The organism is Mycobacterium ahvazicum, assembly GCF_900176255.2.
Taxonomy (GTDB): Bacteria; Actinomycetota; Actinomycetes; order Mycobacteriales; family Mycobacteriaceae; genus Mycobacterium; species Mycobacterium ahvazicum.
The window spans coordinates 855242-876749 of record NZ_FXEG02000005.1 but is presented as its reverse complement, the minus strand read 5'-3'; the positions used below and the strand labels follow the sequence as shown (position 1 = coordinate 876749).

Sequence of the window (21508 nt, the reverse complement as noted above, 5' to 3'; positions counted from 1 at the left end):
CGCGGCCCGGGATATCCGGCAGCCGCTGAGACCTGTGGTTTCGGGGAGTCGGTTTGCGTCGGCCCGCCTCAGGGTGCGAAATTGTCAGGTGCCCGAAGGGAAGGAACGTCGGCGTATCTGAATTTCAGCGGAATTTCAGACGTGTGCCTGTCATTCTTCCTGCAGGGCGGCCTCGATTGGAGGCCGGGAGAAGAGATGGAGCGTAAGCGCAGGTGGCTGACCCCACAACAGGCCGCGACAGCAGCGGCAACGGCAGCCGGAGGCGACTTGTCATCGTCGAGTCGCCGACTAAAGCGCGCAAACTAGCGGGCTACCTGGGCTCCACTTACATCGTCGAGTCGTCCCGAGGACACATCCGCGACCTGCCACGAGCCGCCGCCGACGTGCCCGCCAAATTCAAGTCGGAACCCTGGGCCCGGCTCGGGGTCAACGTCGACGCCGACTTCGAACCGCTCTACATCATCAGCCCGGAAAAGAAGAGCACGGTCACCGAGCTCAAGGGCCTTTTGAAAGATGTCGACGAGCTCTACCTGGCCACGGATGGTGACCGCGAGGGTGAGGCCATCGCCTGGCACCTGATGGAAACGCTGAAGCCGCGCATCCCGGTCAAGCGGATGGTGTTCCACGAGATCACCGAGCCGGCCATCCTCGAGGCCGCACAAAACCCCCGCGACCTCGACATCGACCTGGTCGACGCGCAGGAAACCCGTCGCATCCTGGACCGGTTGTACGGCTACGAAGTCAGCCCGGTGCTGTGGAAGAAGGTTGCGCCCAGGCTGTCGGCCGGCCGGGTGCAGTCCGTGGCCACCCGCATCATCGTGCAGCGCGAACGCGACCGCATGGCGTTTCGCAGCGCGGCGTATTGGGACATCGTTGCCCAGCTGGACGCCAGCGTGTCCGACGCCAACGCGCAGCCGCCTACCTTCACCGCCCGGCTGACCTCGGTAGACGGACTGCGGGTCGCCACCGGACGTGACTTCGACTCGCTGGGCGCGCTGCGCAATAGGGGCGTCGGGGGCACCCCGGAAGTCACAGTGCTCAACGAGGCGCAGGCCACGCAGCTGGCCACGGGATTGCGGGGAGCGCAGCTGTCGGTCGCCTCGGTGGAGGAGAAGCCCTACACCCGCCGCCCCTACGCGCCGTTCATGACGTCGACGCTGCAGCAGGAGGCCGGCCGCAAGCTGCGGTTCTCGTCCGAGCGGACGATGAGCATCGCCCAGCGGCTCTACGAAAACGGCTACATCACCTATATGCGTACCGATTCGACGACGCTGTCGCAGTCGGCGATCAACGCGGCGCGCACCCAGGCCAGCCAGCTCTACGGCGACGAGTACGTGTCCCCTTCGCCGCGGCAGTACACCCGCAAGGTCAAGAACGCCCAGGAAGCCCACGAGGCGATCCGCCCGGCGGGCGAGACGTTCGCCACTCCGGATGCGGTGCGCCGTGAGCTCGACGGCGACGAGTTCCGTCTCTACGAGCTGATCTGGCAGCGCACGGTGGCCTCGCAGATGGCCGACGCACGCGGGACCACGCTGAGCTTGCGGATCGCCGGCACCGCGCGAAACCAGGGCCCGGAGGGCGACCAGCCCGTCGTGTTCTCGGCCAGCGGTCGCACCATCACGTTCGCCGGCTTCCTGAAGGCCTACGTGGAAACCGTGGACGAATTGGCCGGTGGCGAGGCCGACGACGCCGAGCGCCGGCTGCCCCAGCTCACCGAGGGCCAGCGGCTGGCGGCGCTCGAGCTCACCCCCGACGGACACGCCACCAGCCCGCCGGCGCGCTTCACCGAGGCGTCATTGATCAAGACCCTCGAAGAACTCGGCATCGGCCGGCCGTCGACCTACACCTCGATCATCAAGACCATCCAGGACCGCGGCTACGTGCACAAGAAGGGCAGCGCGCTGGTGCCCTCGTGGGTCGCGTTCGCCGTAACCGGTTTGCTGGAACAGCATTTCGGCCGTCTCGTCGACTACGACTTCACCGCGGCGATGGAAGACGAGCTCGACGCGATCGCCTCGGGCAGTGAGCAACGCACCAACTGGCTCAACAACTTCTACTTCGGCGGCGACCACGGCGTGCAGGATTCGGTGGCGCGCGCCGGCGGGCTCAAGAAGCTCGTCGGTGTCAACCTCGAGGGAATCGACGCTCGAGAAGTCAACTCCATCAAGCTGTTTGATGATTCTGAAGGCCGCCCGGTCTACGTCCGGGTCGGCAAGAACGGGCCGTACCTGGAGCGCACGGTCGCCGGTGAAGACGGTGAGACGAAGCCGCAGCGCGCCAATCTCAACGACTCGCTGACGCCCGACGAGCTGACGCTGGAGGTGGCCGAACAGCTCTTCGCCACCCCGCAAGAGGGTCGGTCGCTGGGTGTGGACCCGGAGACCGGACACGAAATCCTGGCCAAGGACGGCCGTTACGGGCCGTACGTCACCGAGGTCCTGCCCGAGCCGCCGCCGGAGGACGGTGACGCGGCCCCGGCGAAGAAGGGCAAGAAGCCCACCGGCCCCAAGCCGCGCACCGGCTCGCTGTTGCGCACCATGGATCTGCAAACCGTCACGCTCGAGGACGCGCTGAAACTGCTGTCGCTGCCCCGGGTGGTCGGTGTCGACCCCGCCTCGGGCGAGGAGATCACCGCGCAGAACGGGCGCTATGGCCCATACCTGAAGCGCGGCACGGATTCTCGTTCGCTGGCGACCGAAGAGCAGATGTTCACGATCACCCTGGACGAGGCACTGAAGATCTACGCCGAGCCGAAACGCCGCGGCCGGCAAGCTGCTTCGGCCCCGCCGCTGCGCGAGTTGGGCAACGACCCGGCGTCGGGCAAGCCAATGGTGGTGAAGGACGGGCGATTTGGGCCGTACGTCACCGACGGCGAGACCAACGCCAGCCTGCGCAAGGGCGACGACGTGCTGTCGATCACCGACGAGCGCGCCGCCGAGTTGCTGGCCGACCGGCGGGCCCGGGGCCCGGCGAAACGTCCCGCGAAGAAGAGCACGCGCAAGGCCCCGGCGAAAAAGGCCGCCAAGCGCAGTTAGCGCGGAATCACATAATTTCGGTGGTGACTTCTTCGATGCTTGGCCGCCGGACCGAAACATTGCGCGGGACAGCAAGATTCAGTGGCCGGGCCAGCTGAGTGGGCGCCGCGCGCCCGCGCAATTCGACCACCTCGCCGACATCCCAGCACAACGCTTCGGCGTCCAGCGCGCCGCTGACGGCGATCGCCGACGCCAGCACATGGCCGGGCTCGAGCTTGGCCAGCTCGGTCAGCCGGGCCGCCTCGTTCACCGGGTCGCCGATCACGGTGTACTCGAAGCGGGCCTGCGCGCCGATATGGCCGGCGATGGCCCGCCCGGAGGACACGCCGATACCGAACTCGGCCGCGCCGATCACCGGCAGGAGTTCGTCGTGCAGCTCCCGGGCGGCCGCCAGCGCGCCACCGGGGGCGTCCGGGTGCTCGATGGGTGCGCCGAAGATGGCCAGCGCGGCGTCGCCCTGGAACTTGTTGACGAAGCCGCCGTGGCGCCCGACGGTGTCGACCACCACCCGGAAGAACTCGTTGAGCAGGTGGACCACTTCGGCCGGCGGCCGGGTCGCGGCGAGCTGCGTCGAGCCGACCAGGTCGACGAACAGCACCGCGACGTCGCGTTCCTGGCCGCCCAACTCGGTGCCGCGTTCCAGCGCCCGGCGCGCCACGTCCTCACCGACGTAGCGGCCGAACAGGTCCCGCAGCCGCTGCCGCTCGGACAGGTCGCGGACCATGTCGTTGAAGCCGGCCTGCAGCAGGCCCAGCTCGCTGGCGTCGTAAATCTGCATGTGCGCGTTGTAGTTACCGCGCTGTACCTCCGAGAGGGCCCAGCGCAGCTGGCGCAGCGGGTCGGCGATCGACATGGCGACCAGCAGCGTGCTGATCAGCCCGACGCCGAGCGCGGTCAGGGCCAGCAACAAGATGGGGTTGAACAGGCTCTCCGGCGCCGCGCGCAGTAGCGAAACCTTGTCGGCCACAACGGCCAGCACGATCGCCAGCAGCGGCACCGCGGTGGACAGCATCCAGGTCAGGATCTGGCGCAGGATGACACCCGGCGCCTTGACGTTCTCCGGCACCCCGCTGCGCAGGGCGGCCACGGCCACCGGCCGTAATACTCGTTCGGATTGTAAATAGCCGATGATCGCGGTGGCCGCCGCCCCCAGGGCGGTCGCGACCGTGACGACGGGCGCGGCGAACCGGGCCACCGACCAGCTGGCGACGACGAACACCACACCGCCGATGCACCAGTAGACGACCGTGCTCAGGGTGCGGTAGTACGGCATCCGCAGGGCGCGGCTGCGGGCCAGTTCGGTGGCGGCCGGGTCGGCCTCGGCGAGCATGTTGTCGCGACGCTGCCAGCGGAACACCGGCATCAACAGTCTGAGGTTGACCACCACGCCGACCAGAAACAGGATGACCAGCGTGCTGGCGAAGACCGCCAGGTTGAGCGTCGGCAGATCTTGCAGTTGAATACGGTCCTGGGGTGGGAGTCCGTAGCGCAGGAAGCCGAGCACGAACAGCGCGCCGATGATGTCGGCCTGCAGCATGCTCAGCGAGAACAGTGGCCATGGAGTGCGCACTACCCACCGGACGAACGCGCTGATTCGCCCGGGCAGTGCACCCGGTGTTGCCACCAACCCACCGTATCGGTCAGCAGGGACTAGCCGGTAACCCTGAATCGCTTCGGCAAGTCGCCCGATCCTGGCGAAATGTCGGAAAAGATCACGGAATTGTCGCGATACGGTAGCCGGAGGGTGGACGTCGGTCTGTCTCACTAGTGTTGCCGGTGATGTCCGGAGTGTTTACGCGGCTGGTAGGCCAAGACGCGGTCGAGGCCGCGCTGCTGAGCGCTGCGAGGGCCGCCCGAAGTGATCCCGATCACAGCGATGGGGACCACGGGACTATGACACATGCCTGGCTGATCACCGGCCCGCCGGGTTCGGGGCGTTCGGTGGCCGCGTTGTGCTTCGCGGCGGCGCTGCAATGCACCGCCCCTTCGGACGACGGCGGCCCGGGCTGCGGGCAGTGCCGGGCCTGCACGACGACGCTGGCCGGCACCCACGCCGACGTTCGCCGGGTGATCCCCGAAGGTCTTTCCATCGGCGTCGACGAGATGCGTGCGATTGTGCAGACCGCGTCGCGGCGGCCGACGACCGGGCACTGGCAGATCGTGGTCGTCGAGGACGCCGATCGGCTGACCGAGGGCGCCGCCAACGCGCTGCTGAAGGTGGTCGAGGAACCACCCCCGTCGACGGTGTTCCTGCTGTGCGCGCCGTCGGTCGATCCCGAAGACATCGCGGTCACGCTGCGGTCGCGATGCCGGCACGTCGCTCTGGTGACGCCCTCCACCGAGTCGATCGCGCAGGTGCTGATCGACAGCGACGGCCTGAGCGCAGACACGGCGAGCTGGGCGGCGTCGGTCAGCGGCGGCCACGTGGGGCGGGCGCGCCGGCTGGCGACCGACTCGCAGGCCCGGGAGCGGCGGGAGCGGGCGCTGGGACTGGTGCGCGACGCGGCGACCCCGGCGCGCGCCTACGCCGCCGCCGAAGAGCTGGTGGCCGCGGCCGAAACCGAGGCCGTCGTACTGACCGCTGATCGCGCCGAGGCCGAGACCGAGGAGCTGCGCACCGCGCTGGGAGCCGGGGGCACCGGTAAGGGCACCGCCGGGGCCATGCGCGGCGCCGCGGGCGCGATCAAGGATCTCGAGCGGCGGCAGAAGTCCCGCCAGACCCGGGCCTCGCGCGATGCGCTGGACCGGGCGCTGATCGACCTGGCCACCTACTTCCGTGACGCGCTGGTGGTCTCGGCCCGCGCGGGTGGGGTGCGGGCCAACCATCCGGACATGGCCGAGCGAGTGGCGGCGCTGGCGGCGCACGCCGCGCCCGAACGGCTGTTGCGTTGCATCGAGGCCGTGCTTGCGTGCCGCGAGGCGCTGGCGGTCAACGTCAAGCCCAAGTTCGCCGTCGACGCGATGGTGGCCACCATCGGGCAGCAACTGCGGGACTGAACGGGCCGGTTTTTGGGCGTGCGCGCCCGGCTGCCGTAGACTCGTGCCGCCCAGCTTGAGGGTGCGCCGCCTTAGCTCAGTCGGTAGAGCGATTCACTCGTAATGAATAGGTCGGGGGTTCGATTCCCCCAGGCGGCTCCATCAGCCCACCGTGAGTTGGGTCACCTTCACCCCTGATGGGGCAGCCTCCGGGTCGCTGCGGCGTTGCGTAGTGCAGTCGCTCGATCAAAGAGCGGCACTACTTCAAGCGAGGCCGCGATGCACAACGAAGTCCACTACTCCTTCGGCGAGGCGGTGTGGGGCGTAGCGGGAATCATCCTGCTGCTGGCCTTCGGCGATGTTCTGGTCGTACTCGCTCTCGCCTTGGTGATCGCGGGCGTGATCGCCGCGATCTTGAGCTATCGCCAAGTGCATCGCGAGCAGCAGGACCGCGACGTGGCTCCGGTGACTGAGCTCCGCCCGGCGCCGGCGGTTCATCGGCACCCGGTGGCCACGCCGATCCAGGGGCCCAGCGCCGCGTAGTCGCAGCGATTAAAACCCCGGCGCTTTAAATCCTCGGCCGCACCGGTGGGCGGTGCCAGTGTTGACCATGCTTCGTGTGCTGATCGTGGGTGTGGTGTTTTCCGCGATTGCTTCGGCGCCAAGCGATATCGCCTTGACGTGTGGGTCACCGGCCAAGATCGACATCAGCTTTTCGGCCGCGACCTATGACTGCGGGAATCAATCGCCGATCAGGATCGTGGGCGAGGACTCGACGGTCACGTTGACCGGGTCGTGCGGCGAGGTCGACGTCAGCGGCACCGCTAACACCGTGAATCTGCAAACCGTGGCCGCGATCGTGGCCACCGGCACCGGGAACCACATCACCTGGGAGAAAGGGCCCGGAGGTGGCGTCCCGCGAATCAGCAACCCGGGCCACAGCAACGACATCCGGGGACCAGGCGGCTTTGTGGCCGGCGCGTGATTCAGGCCGGCGCCAGAAAACCCACCGGTCCCGACGCGATGCACAGCGCCAGCGCAGTGGTATTGGCGCGAACCATGATCGCGTCGCCGGCGCCCGGCACCCGGGCGTAGACCCGGTTGAGGCCGGGGTGCACCGGAACCTTGACGCCGGGCCCCTCCGGCAGCGACACGGTCATCGAGCCGTCGCTGTTGGCCAGGTAGTTGAATTCGACCGTCCAGTCGGCGGGCAGCAGCGGCCCGTCGAGCATCATCCGCGCCGGGGTGTCCGGCTGGGCGAAGTACCCGCACTGCGGCATCGGCCCGGGTTTGATGGTCCGAATCCAGCTGACCCGTGCCGGGATCAGCCGGCCCGCACTGTCGAACATTCTCAATTGCGTTGTCGCCGTGGCGAATTCAGGTCTATCCCGCAGTAGGGCGAACAGGTGGCTGGCCAGGTTCTCCGGATAGGCGACCCGTTGCAGGATCAGCGGATCGACCTCCTGATCCAGCAGTTGAGCAGTCGAATTAGCATGGGCCGCAGCCAAACTGGCTTGCGCGTTGCGCAGATAGCGCTGGGTTGGGTTGTCGCGCCAACTGGCCAGGAACGTCGCCGTCGAGTACAGGCTGCTGGCCACGAACAGTGCGGCCAGGCCCGTCGTCACCACCGCGCGTCGCGTCGAGGCGTCCAGCCATCGCCCGCCCAGTGATCGGTTCGGTGCACACAGTCCGACGGCCGCCAGCAGTGCCAGCACGACGACGAGATCCGGCAGATAGCGCAGGGTTTGGGCGAGTTCCAGCGCGGTCAGCCGCGACGAGCGCATCAAATAGATCGGCACCTGACAGGCCGCCGCGTAACCGACCGCGGTCAGCCACACCGGGCCGAGGCGTTGCTTGCGGACCAGCGACAGCGCCAGCACCGCGATCAGCACCAGCCAGCCCAGCGCCATCGCCAGCGGCGGAGGAGTGGCCCACGGCGAGGCCGGCGCCCAGCGGTCCCAGTGCCAGGGCCCGCCGGCCAGGCCCGGCACGATGCCGTGGGTGATGGACCGCATCAGCAGGTCCCCGGTCATCGCGAGGTCGGAGCTCCAGCGCTGCTGATTGACCACCGCGAGGTAAAGCGCCACCCAGGCCACCGTCAGGATCAGCGACGCGATCCACAGCCGTGCGGCCCCACGCCAGGCCGTCAGCAGCGCCGTTCGGTCGCCACGCACATGGCACAGCAGCGCCGTCACGGCGAACGCGACGAACGGAATCACCGCAGCCTTCTCGAAGAACAGCAACCCGCCCAGATACACCAGCACGCCGGTCAGCGCATAGCGCTGGTTGCCGGTGCGCACCAACAGCACCGCGTCGGCGCACACCCAGGCCAGCGCCGCCAGCATCGGCAGCGAATTCAGCGCCGCCGCCCACCATGCGAAGCCCGGCACTCCCAGCGGGGTGAACAGCGCGAACGTCAGCGGGATCAGCAGCACGCGACGCCAGCCCAGGATCACGTACAGCGCGCGCAGCAGTGCCAGCGAGGCCAGCAGCTGCAGCACCACCAGGCTGATCGCCGGCCCGGTCCAATCCAGCGGGGCCAGCCGGATCAGCGCCCCCGCTATCAGAAACGCCGCGGGCATCATGTGGCCGTCGTGGTCGTCGAACAGGTAGGACGGCGACAGCAGGCCCTCGGTTCCGGCCTTCCCGATCAGGATCAGATCGTCCCAGTAGAAGTAGCCGCCGAACGCCAGCACCGCCCGTATCACCAGGGCGGCCACGATCAGCGCGGCCGCCGCGAGGGCGACCCGCGGCATCCGGGCGATGGCGGCGGGCATGGTTATTTCTTACCGGTCGGTATGGTGGGCCGGTGCGCGCACTGGTTACCGGGGCAGCCGGATTCATCGGGTCCACGCTGGTCGACCGCTTGCTGGCGGACGGCCATTCGGTGGTAAGCCTGGACAATTTCGCGTCGGGCAAGGCGCGCAACCTCGAGCATCTGGCCGACAATCCCGATCACTTCTTCATCGAGGCGGACATCGTGACCGCCGACCTCGAGGCGATTCTCGACGAGCACCGGCCCGAGGTGGTGTTCCACCTGGCCGCCCAGATCGACGTGCGCCACTCAGTGGCCGAGCCGCAGTTCGACGCCTCGGTCAATGTGATCGGCACGGTGCGGCTGGCCGAGGCCGCGCGCCGCACCGGCGTCCGCAAAGTCGTGCACACCTCGTCGGGGGGATCCATCTACGGCACCCCGCCGCAGTACCCGACGCCCGAGACCACGCCCACCGATCCGGCGTCGCCGTACGCCGCGGGCAAGGTGGCCGGCGAGATCTACCTGAACACGTTCCGGCACCTGTACGGCCTGGACTGCTCGCACATCGCGCCGGCCAACGTCTACGGCCCGCGCCAGGACCCGCACGGGGAGGCGGGCGTGGTGGCGATCTTCGCGCAGGCGCTGCTGTCCGGTAAGCCCACCAAGGTGTTCGGCGACGGCAGCAAGACCCGCGACTACGTGTTCGTCGACGACGTGGTGGACGCCTTCGTCAAGGCCTCCGGTGCGGCCGGCAGCGGACAGCGGTTCAACATCGGCACCGGAATTGAGACCTCCGACCGCCAGCTGCACACGGCGGTCGCCAAAGCCGTTGGCGGACCCGACGATCCGGATTTCCATCCGGATCGCCTCGGCGATCTGCGGCGGTCCTGTCTCGATATCAGTTCGGCGGCAAGGGTTTTGGGCTGGCGCCCGCGGGTTGAACTCGAAGAAGGCGTGCGTCGCACGGTCGAGTTCTTCCGGCAGGTTCACACCGGCTAGCGCGGCTCCGGTGCCTGGGCGCCCTCCAGTGCGACGGCCCGGGCCAGGCGCGCATAGCGCAACTCCAGGTCCTTGAACCGCATATACGTGCTCAGGGTGGTAAAACTGAACGCCATGATCAGCGCGTAGAGCATCAGGTCGGTGCCGCGGCGCACCCCGAACCAGTGCGCGACCACCGTGGTGTCGTCGGGCCGCAACACGGCGTAGATACCGCCCAGCACAAACAAGATGTAGCCGACCTTGACCCAGGCCTTCGACCGCGAGCTGCGCCGCGACCACAGCAGGTAGATCAACAGCGCGATGATCGACCCGATCAGCAGCACCTGGATCCAGTTCATCTCGGAATCCTTCCTCGCAGGAACCCATCGAAAATGATGTTGACGCCGTTGAGTAGCGGCTGGCCCTTGGACTTCGAGTAGTCGGTGTAGAGCACCTCAACCGGCTGTTCGACTACCCGCCAATGGTTTTCGGCGATCAGCATGATGAATTCGTTGGCGTGGCTCATTCCGCTCATCGTGATGTCCAGCCCGTCGGCCACCGTCTTGTTGAACACCCGCAACCCGTTGTTGGTGTCGGTCAGGCCAAGCCGGCGACCGCGCGGGCTCAGCCGGGCGGCCGTCTGCAGCACGATCCGTTTCAGTAACGGCGGCCGGCTGCTCTCCAGCCCGCCGAACCGCGTCCCGATGACGATGTCGACGTTTTCGGCGACGAGCCGGTCGACCATCGCGCACACATCTTTGACGCGATGCTGCCCGTCGGCGTCGAACGTCGCGAAGATCCGCGCACCGGGCTGGCGGCGGGCGTACTCGACGCCGGTCTGGATGGCCGCACCCTGCCCCAGGTTCACCGGATGGCGCACCAGATGAGCCCCCGCCCTGCGGGCGATTTCGCCGGTGCCGTCGGCGCTGCCGTCGTCGACGCAGACGACGTTCTCGAAAACGGAGCGGACATCGGCGACCACCTCGCCGATGACCGTGGCTTCGTTGAAGGCGGGAATCACGATCCAGACGCCCTGGTAATCCGTTTCGATGTTCACAGGGTAGCCAGGATCAGCCGGTTAGGCGCCCGGCGCGCGCCAGGGCCACCAGGTGTACGCCGATTCCCACCAGCGGACCGCACAGCAGCGCGACCACGGTCCGGGTCTCCAGCGGCAGCGGCAGCAGCAACAACAGGCCCGACGCCGCGGTGGCCCCGACCCACCCCAGCGCGTAGGCCCGGTGCAGCGCGGCGGCCACGGCCGCGGCGCCGGTCAGCGTCAGCACCGCGATCGACAACGCCGCACCGGTCAGCCACGCCAACAGCGCGCTGCCGGCGTCGTAGGAGGCGCCGAAGGCGACGCGCAACAGCCATGGCCCCACCAGGCCGGCCGCCAGCACCCCGATGGCGCCGATTCCGCCGATGATCGCCGCCGGTGCGAGCAGCGCCCGCAATCGGTCGCTGCGCGCGTCTACGAAATGCGCGATCAGGTTGCCCTGCATGGCCGTCAACGGCACCAGCAGCGGCGCGCGGGTCAGCGTGACGGCCAGGATGATTACACCGCCTTGTGCCCCAAGGTGATTCGAGGTCAGCTTGAGCAGCACCGGGAATCCCATCACCAGGATCGCGCTGGCGCCGGCGGCGGTGATCGAGTGCGCGGTGCCCCGCAGGAACGTCGCGGTGTTGCCGGGTGTCAGCAGCCGGGCCGCCGCGCGCGCGGTGGGTGAGGTCACCAGGATGACCAGCCAGGCCACCGCGCCGGCCACTGTCGCCCACAGAAAGCCGGTCAACCCCCACCCGAGCAGCACCGTGGCCACCGCGATCGTCACCCGCATGACCGCATCGGTGACCATCAGTGCCCCGTACTGGGTCCACTGGTCGGTGCCGGCCAGCATGCCCAGCAGCGTGGCGTGCAGGCAGAACCCGGCCAGGCCGACGGACAACAGCGCCACCGACAACCAGCGTTGCTCGGCGAACACCCACCCACCCCACAGCGGCGAGCTGCCCGCGATCAGAATGGCCGCCGCGACGCCGACCATCGCGGCAACGCGCAGCGGGTGGTTGCGGAATTCGGGCCCCGGCAATGCCTCGACGTAGCGGGTGGCGCGGACCTCGCGGGTGGTTTCTTGCAGCAGCCCGAAGGCGGCGCCGGTGACCAGGCCGAACGCTCCCCAGAACACCCCGAACACCGAGAAGCCGCTGGGCGCCAGGTCGCGAGCCGCCAGATAGATCACCGCGTAGCCGCACACCGCGGTCAGGGCTGTCGCGGCGCCGACCCGGGCCATGCTGCTACGTGTGACCGGTCCCGCGGATGCTCCCGCGGACCCGGCGGCGCCCAGTGGGGACGCCGCCCCGCCCACTTCGGTCATCGGGGCGGCGCTTTCGGCCGGCCGCCCCCAGCCACCGCCAGTTTCGCCACAATTTGAAAATAGTAAGTGCGCGATTGCCATGGCTGGCGGTGGCGACCACCTTCGCCCTATTGTGAGCGGCTGTCTAGGAAGGACCCATGGCCGCCGCTCGCATCTTCGGGATTTCGCTGTTGGTCACGTTGGCGGCCCTCGCACTCGGCTATGCCCACGGCGGGCTTAATGCCCTGTTTCTTCTGGTAGCCCTGGGCATCCTCGAGGTGTCGCTGTCCTTCGACAACGCGATCATCAACGCCGCGGTGCTCAAGCGAATGAGCCCGTTCTGGCAGCAGATGTTCCTGACGATCGGGATTCTGGTCGCCGTGTTCGGTATGCGGCTGGTGTTCCCGCTGCTCATCGTGTGGGCGACCGCGGGCCTCGACCCGGTTCGCGCGCTGCACCTGGCGCTCAACCCGCCGCCGCACGGCGCACTGGAATTCCCGGACGGCGCGCCCGGTTACGAAAAGCTGGTGCTGTCGGCCCACCCCCAGATCGCGGCTTTCGGCGGCATATTTCTGCTGATGCTGTTCCTGGATTTCATCGTTTACGACCGAGACATCAAGTGGCTCAAGTGGATTGAAGTCCCATTCGCGAGAATCGGCCGGCTCGGCCAGGTCTCGGTGGTGGCCACCGTCATCGTGCTGGTGCTGGCCGGCACGCAATTGACTCACTCCGGCGACGAGTGCGCGACGGTGCTGACCGCCGGGCTGCTGGGCCTGGTGACGTATCTGATCGTCAACGGTGTGAGCACGGCGTTCCAGCCGTCCGATGTCGAGGACGCCGCCGCCACCGCGCCGCCGGCGGCGGTGGGCAAGGCCGGCCTGACGCTGTTCGTGTACCTCGAGGTGCTCGACGCCGCCTTCTCGTTCGACGGCGTCACCGGCGCGTTTGCCATCACGTCGGACCCCATCGTCATCGCCCTCGGTCTGGGGTTGATCGGCTCGATGTTCGTCCGGTCGATCACGGTCTACCTGGTCCAGCAGCAGACGCTGGACCGCTACGTGTACCTGGAACACGGAGCGCACTGGGCGATCGGCGCATTGTCGGTGATCATGCTGCTGTCCATCGAGCCGCGCTATGAAATCCCCGAGGTCGCCACCGCCTCGGTCGGCGTGATCTTCATCGGGGCGGCGTTCGGATGGAGCGTGCTGCGCAACAGGCGAGGCGCCGCCTAGGGCGGTTACGCCTCGATTTGTCCGGCGATGCGGCGTTCGATACTGGCCCGCGCGGGCGCCGGCAGCACGATGAGCCCGTCGAGTTCCCGGCCGGCTCGTGCGTAGGCGATCTGGCGCTCCTCACGAGTGGCACCCTCGTCCTGCGCCAGGTGCAGCAGGGCCTGGGCGCGCGCCAATCGCTGTTGTTCGTCTTCGGAGAAATCGCTGCGACGGCGGCGAATCGCCTCGGCCTCGGCGATCTCGAAGGCGCTGATGTACTCGTGGACCCCGTCGCGGTAGTCCAGGTACGCCGAGCGATCGCCGGCCAGGTCCTCAGGCCGCTCGGGCCGCAACAGGTCCGCATGCCGCTTGGCCTTGTGGAACGCGACGGTCAGCGGATCGCGCATGTTCGTCATCAGCGGGAAATCCAGCAGCTTGGCGACGTCGACCTCGTACTCGAGCCACCGCGCATCCGTACGGTCATGTGCGGCAAGCAGTTTCGTGAGATCCCGGCGAAAGCTTTCCTCGTCGCCGCGCGACCGGCCGGAAGCCTGGGCGACGGCGATCTTGGCCTGCTGTTTGAGCCGGTACCGTTCCTGCCGTCGCTCCGCCCGGCGCTCGTTGGCGGCCGCCACCGCCCGCACGCCAGTCCCGACCGCACCCGCGAACGGGAAGATCAGCCACCAGAAGTTCGCGGCGAAATGCAGCACCGGAGTCACCTCGCCAGGATGCCACCGAGAATCGGTGTGCGGGGTGGGCGCAATTACGCCAGCAGCGTTAGTGCCCGCCCTCTTTGAACCGGGCGATCGAGCGCTCGACCTCTGCCTCGGCTTCGGCGCGACCGACCCAGTCCGCCGCCTTGACGTACTTGCCCGGCTCCAGAGCTTTGTACTGCGAGAAGAAGTGCTTGATGACGTCCAGCTGGTAGGACGGAACATCGCCGATGTCCTGGATGTGATCCCAGCGGTGGTCGCCGGCCGGAACACACAGCACCTTGTCGTCACCGCCGGCCTCGTCGACCATCTTGAACATCCCCACCGGCCGCGCCTCGACCAGCACGCCGGGGAACACCGACTCGGGCAGCAACAGCAGCACGTCCAGCGGGTCGCCGTCCTCACCGAGGGTGTTCTCGATGAAGCCGTAGTCGGTCGGGTAGACCATCGACGTGTAGAGGTAGCGGTCCAGCTTCACCCGCCCCGTCTCGTGATCGACCTCGTACTTGTTCCGCTGGCCTTTCGGGATCTCGATGACCACGTCGAATTGCACTGTCTGACGCTCCTTTGAAGAGAAGTAATTCTGGGTGGACCCGAGTAGATCGGTTCGTCGCGGATCACCCTAGTCGAGCGAGTTTTCCCAGATTCGGCAGAATAGGACCAAACAGTCAGGAGAGTGATGGGTCGTACTCGCTGGCGGAAATCCACCCAGGTGTTCATCGGATTGGCCGTGCTGGCGTTCGTCGCCGCCGTGGTGGCCGCGGCAACCTTCTTCACCTCGGGTGGACACGGCAGCAGCGGCACACATGTTGCGGTACCGCCGCCGCGTGCACCGGTCGTGAAGCCGGGAATGGTGCCCGTCGCCGACACCGCCGAGACGCCGTCGGCCGGTGCGCTGGCCGCCGTGCTGGCCCCGGTGGCCGCCGACCCGAACCTCGGCCGGCTTGGCGGCCGGATCACCGATGCCCTCACCGGCAAGGAGCTTTGGCAGGTCGCCGCCGACGTGCCCTTGGTGCCGGCGTCGACCAACAAGGTCCTGACGGCGGCTGCGGCGTTGCTCACGCTGGACCGCCAGGCCCGCATCACCACCCGGGTGGTGGCCGGCAGTCAGAACGCCCAGGGACCGATCGTGTTGGTGGGTGCCGGTGATCCGACGCTGTCGGCGGCACCGCCGGACGTGCCGACCTGGTACCGCGGCGCACCACGCATCAGCGATCTGGTGGAGCAGATTCATCGCAGCGGCATGACGCCGACGACCGTGCAGGTGGACACCTCGGCGTTCACCGGCCCCACGATGGCGCAGGGCTGGGATCCCGCCGATATCGACAACGGCGACATCGCGCCGATCGAATCGGTGATGATCGACGCCGGACGCATCCAGCCCAGCACCGTCAACTCCCGGCGGTCCAAGACCCCGGCGCTGGACGCCGGGCGTGAGCTGGCCAAGGCCCTGGGCCTGGATCCCGCCGCGGTGACGATCGCGTCGGCCCCCTCCGGGGCGCGGCAGCTGGCGGTCGTGCAATCGGCGCCGCTGGTCCAGCGCCTCGGCGAGATGATGGATCACTCCGACAACGTGCTGGCCGAATGCATCGCCCGTGAGGTGGCCGCGGCGATCAACCGGCCGCGCAGCTTCGCCGGCGCGGTCGACGCGGTGACCAACCGATTGAGCACCGCACACGTCGACACCACCGGCGCCATGCTGGTGGACTCCAGCGGGCTGTCGGTCGACGACCGGCTGACCGCCAAGACCCTCGACGGCACGGTGCAGGCCGCCGCGGGCCCCGATCAGCCGTCGCTGCGGGCGCTGCTGGATCTGCTGCCGATCGCCGGCGGCAGCGGGACACTGGCCGACCGTTTTCTCGACCAGGCGACGAATCAGGGACCGGCCGGGTGGTTGCGCGCCAAGACCGGCTCGTTGACCGCGATCAACTCGCTGGTCGGAGTCGTCACCGACCGCACCGGCCGCGTGCTCACCTTCGCGTTCATCTCCAACGCCGCCGGCCCCAACGGACGCAACGCGATGGACGCCCTGGCCACCCGGCTGTGGACCTGCGGGTGCACATGACCGCCCAACCCGACCTGACTCTCGGTACCGCCGTCGACTGGCGGTTCGCGGCGACGGTCGGCGCCCGACTGGCCCGGCCCGGCCCGCCCCCCCGCGCGTACACCCGCCGGCTCTTATACACCTCTGCCGCTGCCCACGATACCCCCTGTGGTAATCTCTGTGCGTGCCGGCTTCCTTACAAAAAAACCTCGACGACGACACGCTGGGCGATCGACGAGCTGGCGAGTTCGGCGACGAAAGCCGAACCACTCGTGCGCGACGTGACCGGCCTGGCCACTGCCGGGGCGGTGCCGGCGGCCCGCATCGTCGACCGCGGCGGGGGGGGCCGCGCCGCGGCGGGCTCCATGCGGGGGATGACGAACGGAACCGACAAGCCGCGGGGGCGTGTCACCGGCCGGCTCACCGGCGCGCAGACCGGGGCCGTGCTGGCGTTTGTGGCGTCGGGGATCCTCGGCCAGTACGACCCGTTCTTCGCCGACAAAGAGGGCTGCCTGCTGCTGGTGTATCCCAACGTGATCGCCGTCGAGCGCCAGCTGCGGGTCGATCCGGCCGATTTCCGGCTGTGGGTGTGCCTGCATGAAGTGACGCACCGGGTGCAGTTCACCGCCAACCCCTGGCTGCCCCACTACATGTCGGACGCGCTGGCGTTGTTGACCCGCGACACCGGTGACGATTTCGGCCAGGTGGCGGGCCGGCTGGCCGAGTACGTGCGCAACCGCGGTCTCGGCGCCCCGGACGCTTCCGCGTCGGGGATCGTCGGCCTGGTGCGCGCCGTCCAGTCCGAGCCCCAGCGCCAGGCGCTGGATCAGCTCCTGGTGCTGGGCACCCTGCTGGAGGGCCACGCCGACCATGTGATGGATGCGGTCGGCCCCAAGGCAGTGCCGTCGGTGGCGACCATCCGCGGCCGCTTCGACGATCGCCGTCACCGCAAGCCGCCGCCGCTGCAGCGCCTGATGCGCGCCCTGCTCGGCCTGGACGCCAAGCTCAGCCAGTACACCCGCGGCAAGGCGTTCGTCGACCACGTGGTGGACCGGGTCGGGATGCAGCGGTTCAACACCGTGTGGTCCGGCCCCGAAACGCTGCCGCTGCCCGCCGAGATCGAAAACCCCCAGCGATGGATCGACAGGGTCCTGTAGGGCGGCTGCGCGCGGCTGTCGAGGCGTTCGCGAAGGCCTATCTGGCCACCGGGGACCAATGGGGTGTGGCGCTCTCGGGCGGGCCGGACTCGCTGGCCCTCACCGCGGTCGCGGCCCCGCTGCGGCCCACCACGGCGCTGATCGTCGACCACGGTCTGCAGCCCGAGTCGGCCGACGTCGCCGACACCGCGCGCGAGCAGGCGATCGCGTTGGGATGTGTTGACGCCCAAGTCATCCGGGTACGGGTGGGCAATGACGGAGGCCCGGAGGCCGCGGCCCGCGCGGCCCGCTACGCCGCGCTGAGCGCTTACCAGCTCGGCCCGGTGCTGCTGGCGCATACCCTCGACGATCAGGCCGAGACGGTGTTGCTCGGGCTGGGCCGCGGCTCCGGGGCGCGCTCGATCGCCGGGATGCGACCGTATGACCCGCCGTGGTGCCGGCCGCTGCTGGGCGTCCGGCGCGCCGTCACGCATGCCGCGTGCCTCGAACTCGGCCTGACCGCGTGGCAGGACCCGCACAACAGCGACCGCCGCTTCACCCGGTCCCGGCTGCGGCACGAGGTGATGCCGCTGCTCGAGGACGTGCTGGGTGGCGGGGTGGCCGAGGCGCTGGCCCGCACCGCGACGGCGCTGCGGGAGGACACCGAGTTCATCGACACGCTGGCCGCCCAGGCGCTGCCCGGCGTGCAGGCCGATCCCGGCCTGCGGGCCGAGGCGCTGGCCACGCTGGCCGACCCGGTGCGGCGCCGGGTGATCCGGGGCTGGCTGCTGGCCGGTGGGGCGTCCGGGCTGACCGACAAGCAGATCCGCGGGGTGGACGCACTGGTTACCGCGTGGCGCGGACAGGGCGGGGTGGCGGTCGGCTCGGATTTGCGCGGCCAGCGGTTAATCGCGGGACGCCGCGACGGCGTGCTCACGTTGCGGCGTGAGCCTGTGTAAATGACCGCAAATTGTCGTCGCCGTTGGTTGTTCGGCCGCTGGCATGGCACGCTGTGGGCGTGGCCCAGACCTCCTCGGCGATAACGCCCGAGCAGCCCGTGGACCTGTACCCGGGGGATATCAAGTCTGTGCTGCTCACGACCGAGCAGATCCAGGCCCGCATCGGCGAGCTCGGCGGGCAGATCGGCACCGACTATCGCCAGTCCGTCGCCGAGACGGGTGAGGACCTGCTGTTGATCACGGTCCTCAAGGGCGCCGTGATCTTTGTCACCGACCTGGCTCGCGCGATCCCGGTGCCTACGCAATTCGAGTTCATGGCCGTCAGCTCCTACGGGTCCTCGACGTCATCGTCGGGTGTGGTGCGCATCCTCAAGGACCTGGACCGCGATATCAACGATCGCGACGTGCTGATCGTCGAGGACATCGTCGATTCCGGCCTGACCCTGTCCTGGTTACTGCGCAACCTCAAGACCCGCCATCCCCGCTCGCTGCGGGTGTGCACGCTGCTGCGCAAGCCCGACGCGGTCCGGGCCAACGCCGAGATCGCCTACGTGGGCTTCGACATTCCCAACGACTTCGTTGTCGGCTACGGCCTGGACTACGACGAGCGCTACCGCGACCTGTCGTATATCGGAACCCTGGACCCCAGGGTCTACGAGCAGTAGCTAATCCAGTTCCCACGCCGCGGTCACCGAGAAGCTCACCGTCTGCTGACCCGGCTCCAGTGGCACCGCGGTGGCCATGGCTTTGGGCGGCGCCGGTGGTGCCCCGGCTACCGGCGAACCCCCGGTCGACTCCGAGATGGACAGCACCTTGCCCAGCCGCAGCCCGGACATCTGGGCGTACTGGTCGGCCCGGTTCTTGGCGTCGTTGAAGGCTCGCGCCCGGGCGTCCTTGACGAGCTGTGAGTCGTCGGCGATCGAGTAACTGACCGAACTGATTCGGGTGGCGTCACCGCCCGTGCTGACGATCAGCGCGAGCATTCGTGACGCGGCATCGGTCGGGTGGATCTTGACCTGGATGGCGTTGGTGGCGCGGTAGCCGGTGATTGTGGGCTCGGGACTGCCGTATTGCGGCTGCAGCGTCACCTGGGTGGTGCTGATGTCCTTGCGGTCGAGACCGGCACCGACCAGCGCATTGATGACGGCTTGCTGGCGGTCGTTGGTCTGGTTCATCGCCGTGGTGACGTCGGGTGCGCTGAATTCGATGCCGACGTCGGCGGTCAGCGTGTCCGGGACGCCCTGCACTTGCCCGGAGCCCACCACCGTGACCTGACGAGGATTCGCTCCCGGTGCGGGTGCCGCATTGTGGGAATCACACGCCGACACCGTCACAATGGCCAACGCGGCGGTGGCCACGGCCATCGGGTAGCGGACGAAACTCTCAGCGCGGTGTTCGGTCGCCATGCCTGGCACCCTAGCCGTTTGTCGGCTTGCCGCGGGTGATTATCCGGCTCGCGGGGCTTCTGCCCTCGCGAAATTGCGGGCCTCGGATCGTTTTCGCGCAAGGATAACCCCGGCCCGGGCGGGCATGGAAAAATTCACACAACTCTCCAATCATATTGGTTTGCAAACTCTTTCATGCCTAAGACAAAGAGTCGCAGCGTATGAGACTGGCCCTGTGAACAATCTTCGACTCGGTAATGAATTGGCCAGTCCGGGGCTGTCATTGGCGGAGGTGTCGCGTCTAGCGTTTCCAGGCGTCCGATTCAGGGACCGGCCTTCGGTTGCTGAAAGTTCGTGCAAATCAACAGGTTTTGAGGGGGAGATGTGTTTTATCTGAGGGCACAGCCGGACGTCCTGAATGCGGTTGCCGGTGAGCTGCACGGCGTCAATGCGGCGGTGCGAGAAAGAAGTTCGGCCGCGGCAACAACGACGACGGGCGTGGTCCCGGCGGCGGCCGATGTGGTGTCGATATTGACTGCGGCCCAGTTTGCTTCGCACGCGGAGCTCTTCCAGGTCGTCAGCGCGCAAGCTGCGGTGGTCCGGGAGCAGTTGGCGGCAACGCTCGGCATCAGTGCCGGTTCGTATGCCGCCACCGAAATCGCCAACGCCACCGTGGTCGGTTAGGCGAGCAGATGTTGGATTTCGCGCAGCTGCCGCCGGAGATCAACTCCACGCTGATGTATGCGGGGCCCGGTTCGGGCCCCCTGCTGGCCGCCGCGGCGGCCTGGGAGGGGTTGGCCGCCGAGCTTTATGCCGCGGCGGCCAACTACGGGTCGCTGATCACCAGCCTCACCGACGGACCGTGGGAGGGGCCGTCCGCCGCGTCGATGCTGACCGCGGCCGTGCCACAAGTCGAGTGGTTGCTGAACACGGCCGGACAGGCCGAACTGGCCGGCAGCCAGGCCGCGGCAGCCGCCACGGCCTTTGAGGCGGCGTTCGCCGAAACGGTGCCGCCACCGGTGGTCGCGGCAAACCGTACGTTGCTGATGGAGTTGCTGGCGACGAACTTTCTCGGCCAGAACACTGCGGCGATTGCGGCCACCGAGACGCAGTACGGCGAGATGTGGGCGCAGGACGCGGCCGCGATGTACGGCTATGCGGGGGCATCAGCCGCGGCGTCGACCCTGCCGCCGCCCCGGCCGGCAGCGCCCGCGACCAACCCTGCCGGGCAAGCCGGCCAGTCCGCGGCGGTGGCCCACGCGGCGGGCAACAGCGCGGGCAGTAGCACTCAGGGGCTAAACGCGGTGCCCCAAACGTTGTCGTCGCTGGCCGGATCGCCGAGTAATGCCCAGGCGGCTCCGGGATTCAATTTCGGAGGGATCGGCATGAACGCCGAAGGAGATGGGCTTCAGCTAAGCGGTCCGCTGGGCGATCTTTTCGAGGGCCTGACCGGGTCGCAGGTTCTGGATGCCAGCTCGCCGTTCGACGCGTTCATCCGGTTGATCTCGCCGACGCGGCTCTTCACCACCTCGTTCAAGGACATCCAGGGTCTCGCTCAGGGCTTTGCGCCCCAGGCCGCCAAGGCTGCCAGCGAGGGGGCCGCCCACGCGGCGGAGGGTGCGGCGAGGGCTGTTGAGGCTGCGCCGCAAGCACTTTCGGGGGCCTTGGGCAATGCCGCGGGATCGGTGGGTCGGGCGGCATCGGTGGGAGGCATGTCGGTTCCAGCCTCTTGGGCGGGAGCTACGCCAGGGGTCAACCCCGCCGTCGTGACGGTGAACGGCGCTGGTGCTGCCGCGGCGGCGGTGCAACCCGGGACCAATGCCGTCGGGGGGATGCCGCTGATGGGGACCGGCGCCGGGCGGGCCGCAGCGGCCCACTTTGCGCCTCCCCGATACGGTTTCAAGCCCATGGTCATCGCTCACCCCCCGGCGGGAGGGTGATGCGATGGGGTTGCTAGAAGGGTGGGTCGTC

The 21508-nt window shown here is 68.4% G+C and carries 20 protein-coding genes and 1 tRNA gene; 13 read left to right on the top strand and 8 right to left on the bottom strand.

What is annotated here, in order from left to right:
* Positions 1-212: 212 nt before the first annotated feature.
* A complete protein-coding gene (gene topA, locus MAAFP003_RS25325) occupies positions 213-3035 on the top strand; it encodes a type I DNA topoisomerase (protein ID WP_096290373.1) in 2823 nt (940 codons plus the stop codon).
* Between the two features lie 7 nt (positions 3036-3042).
* Here the strand turns inward: topA and MAAFP003_RS25320 are convergent, their stop codons facing one another.
* On the bottom strand, positions 3043-4725 hold the full coding sequence (locus tag MAAFP003_RS25320; protein ID WP_096291409.1) for an adenylate/guanylate cyclase domain-containing protein: 1683 nt from the start codon (positions 4723-4725) through the stop codon (positions 3043-3045).
* 89 nt (positions 4726-4814) lie between these two features.
* Here MAAFP003_RS25320 and MAAFP003_RS25315 point away from each other — a divergent pair, with 89 nt between their 5' ends.
* The 4 genes from MAAFP003_RS25315 (at position 4815) to MAAFP003_RS25300 (ending at position 6996) form a co-directional block, all read left to right on the top strand.
* On the top strand, positions 4815-6032 hold the full coding sequence (locus MAAFP003_RS25315) for a DNA polymerase III subunit delta' (protein ID WP_096291408.1): 1218 nt from the start codon (positions 4815-4817) through the stop codon (positions 6030-6032).
* 65 nt (positions 6033-6097) lie between these two features.
* Positions 6098-6173: transfer RNA gene (locus MAAFP003_RS25310), tRNA-Thr, on the top strand.
* 117 nt (positions 6174-6290) lie between these two features.
* The gene (locus MAAFP003_RS25305; RefSeq protein ID WP_096290372.1) at positions 6291-6554 is read left to right on the top strand and encodes a hypothetical protein; all 264 of its coding nucleotides are present in this window, start codon (positions 6291-6293) and stop codon (positions 6552-6554) included.
* 67 nt (positions 6555-6621) lie between these two features.
* Positions 6622-6996 carry a DUF3060 domain-containing protein gene (locus MAAFP003_RS25300; RefSeq protein ID WP_096290371.1) on the top strand — a complete coding sequence of 125 codons (375 nt, stop codon included), beginning with the start codon at positions 6622-6624 and terminating at the stop codon, positions 6994-6996.
* A 1-nt stretch (position 6997) separates the two neighbouring features.
* Here the strand turns inward: MAAFP003_RS25300 and MAAFP003_RS25295 are convergent, their stop codons facing one another.
* Positions 6998-8788, bottom strand: a complete 1791-nt coding sequence (locus MAAFP003_RS25295; RefSeq protein WP_096290370.1) for a hypothetical protein — start codon at positions 8786-8788, stop codon at positions 6998-7000.
* Positions 8789-8820: 32 nt separating this feature from the next.
* Here MAAFP003_RS25295 and MAAFP003_RS25290 point away from each other — a divergent pair, with 32 nt between their 5' ends.
* The gene (locus tag MAAFP003_RS25290; protein WP_096290369.1) at positions 8821-9765 is read left to right on the top strand and encodes a GDP-mannose 4,6-dehydratase; all 945 of its coding nucleotides are present in this window, start codon (positions 8821-8823) and stop codon (positions 9763-9765) included.
* Here the strand turns inward: MAAFP003_RS25290 and MAAFP003_RS25285 are convergent.
* The 3 genes from MAAFP003_RS25285 to MAAFP003_RS25275 are packed head-to-tail and all read right to left on the bottom strand — an operon-like array spanning position 9762 to position 12110.
* Positions 9762-10103, bottom strand: a complete 342-nt coding sequence (locus MAAFP003_RS25285; protein ID WP_096290368.1) for a DUF2304 domain-containing protein — start codon at positions 10101-10103, stop codon at positions 9762-9764. The two genes, MAAFP003_RS25290 and MAAFP003_RS25285, sit on opposite strands and share 4 nt — an antisense overlap.
* On the bottom strand, positions 10100-10801 hold the full coding sequence (locus tag MAAFP003_RS25280; protein ID WP_096290367.1) for a glycosyltransferase family 2 protein: 702 nt from the start codon (positions 10799-10801) through the stop codon (positions 10100-10102). Before MAAFP003_RS25280 ends, MAAFP003_RS25285 begins: the two co-directional genes overlap by 4 nt.
* A 13-nt stretch (positions 10802-10814) precedes the next feature.
* On the bottom strand, positions 10815-12110 hold the full coding sequence (locus tag MAAFP003_RS25275) for a hypothetical protein (RefSeq protein ID WP_096290366.1): 1296 nt from the start codon (positions 12108-12110) through the stop codon (positions 10815-10817).
* Positions 12111-12247: 137 nt separating this feature from the next.
* Between MAAFP003_RS25275 and MAAFP003_RS25270 the strand changes: the two genes are divergently transcribed.
* Positions 12248-13321, top strand: coding sequence for a DUF475 domain-containing protein (locus MAAFP003_RS25270; RefSeq protein WP_096290365.1), 1074 nt, complete (start codon positions 12248-12250; stop codon positions 13319-13321).
* A gap of 5 nt (positions 13322-13326) precedes the next feature.
* On the opposite strand, the gene MAAFP003_RS25265 is transcribed toward MAAFP003_RS25270, so the two are convergent.
* Together MAAFP003_RS25265 and MAAFP003_RS25260 are read right to left on the bottom strand one after the other, a co-directional pair.
* Positions 13327-14019 carry a hypothetical protein gene (locus MAAFP003_RS25265; RefSeq protein WP_096290364.1) on the bottom strand — a complete coding sequence of 231 codons (693 nt, stop codon included), beginning with the start codon at positions 14017-14019 and terminating at the stop codon, positions 13327-13329.
* Between the two features lie 58 nt (positions 14020-14077).
* Positions 14078-14566, bottom strand: coding sequence for an inorganic diphosphatase (locus MAAFP003_RS25260; protein WP_096290363.1), 489 nt, complete (start codon positions 14564-14566; stop codon positions 14078-14080).
* A 126-nt stretch (positions 14567-14692) separates the two neighbouring features.
* Between MAAFP003_RS25260 and dacB the strand changes: the two genes are divergently transcribed.
* From dacB to hpt, 4 genes are read left to right on the top strand one after another with little or no spacing between them, the layout of a single operon-like run.
* A complete protein-coding gene (dacB, locus tag MAAFP003_RS25255) occupies positions 14693-16078 on the top strand; it encodes a D-alanyl-D-alanine carboxypeptidase/D-alanyl-D-alanine endopeptidase (RefSeq protein WP_096290362.1) in 1386 nt (461 codons plus the stop codon).
* Positions 16075-17214 carry a zinc-dependent metalloprotease gene (locus tag MAAFP003_RS25250; RefSeq protein WP_096291407.1) on the top strand — a complete coding sequence of 380 codons (1140 nt, stop codon included), beginning with the start codon at positions 16075-16077 and terminating at the stop codon, positions 17212-17214. The genes dacB and MAAFP003_RS25250 overlap by 4 nt, the downstream gene beginning before the upstream one ends.
* Entirely contained in the window at positions 17193-18152 is a 960-nt protein-coding gene (gene tilS, locus MAAFP003_RS25245; RefSeq protein WP_096290361.1) for a tRNA lysidine(34) synthetase TilS, read from the top strand. The genes MAAFP003_RS25250 and tilS overlap by 22 nt, the downstream gene beginning before the upstream one ends.
* A gap of 11 nt (positions 18153-18163) precedes the next feature.
* A complete protein-coding gene (gene hpt / locus MAAFP003_RS25240; protein ID WP_096290360.1) occupies positions 18164-18817 on the top strand; it encodes a hypoxanthine phosphoribosyltransferase in 654 nt (217 codons plus the stop codon).
* Here hpt and MAAFP003_RS25235 read toward each other — a convergent pair whose 3' ends face one another.
* A complete protein-coding gene (locus MAAFP003_RS25235) occupies positions 18818-19516 on the bottom strand; it encodes an SIMPL domain-containing protein (protein WP_423790956.1) in 699 nt (232 codons plus the stop codon). It lies immediately after the preceding gene.
* Positions 19517-19921: 405 nt separating this feature from the next.
* Here MAAFP003_RS25235 and MAAFP003_RS25230 point away from each other — a divergent pair, with 405 nt between their 5' ends.
* Entirely contained in the window at positions 19922-20221 is a 300-nt protein-coding gene (locus MAAFP003_RS25230; RefSeq protein WP_096290358.1) for a PE family protein, read from the top strand.
* Between the two features lie 8 nt (positions 20222-20229).
* Positions 20230-21477 (top strand): PPE family protein, encoded by a 1248-nt coding sequence (locus tag MAAFP003_RS25225; protein WP_096290357.1) that lies wholly within the window; start codon positions 20230-20232, stop codon positions 21475-21477.
* The last annotated feature ends 31 nt before the right edge of the window (positions 21478-21508 follow it).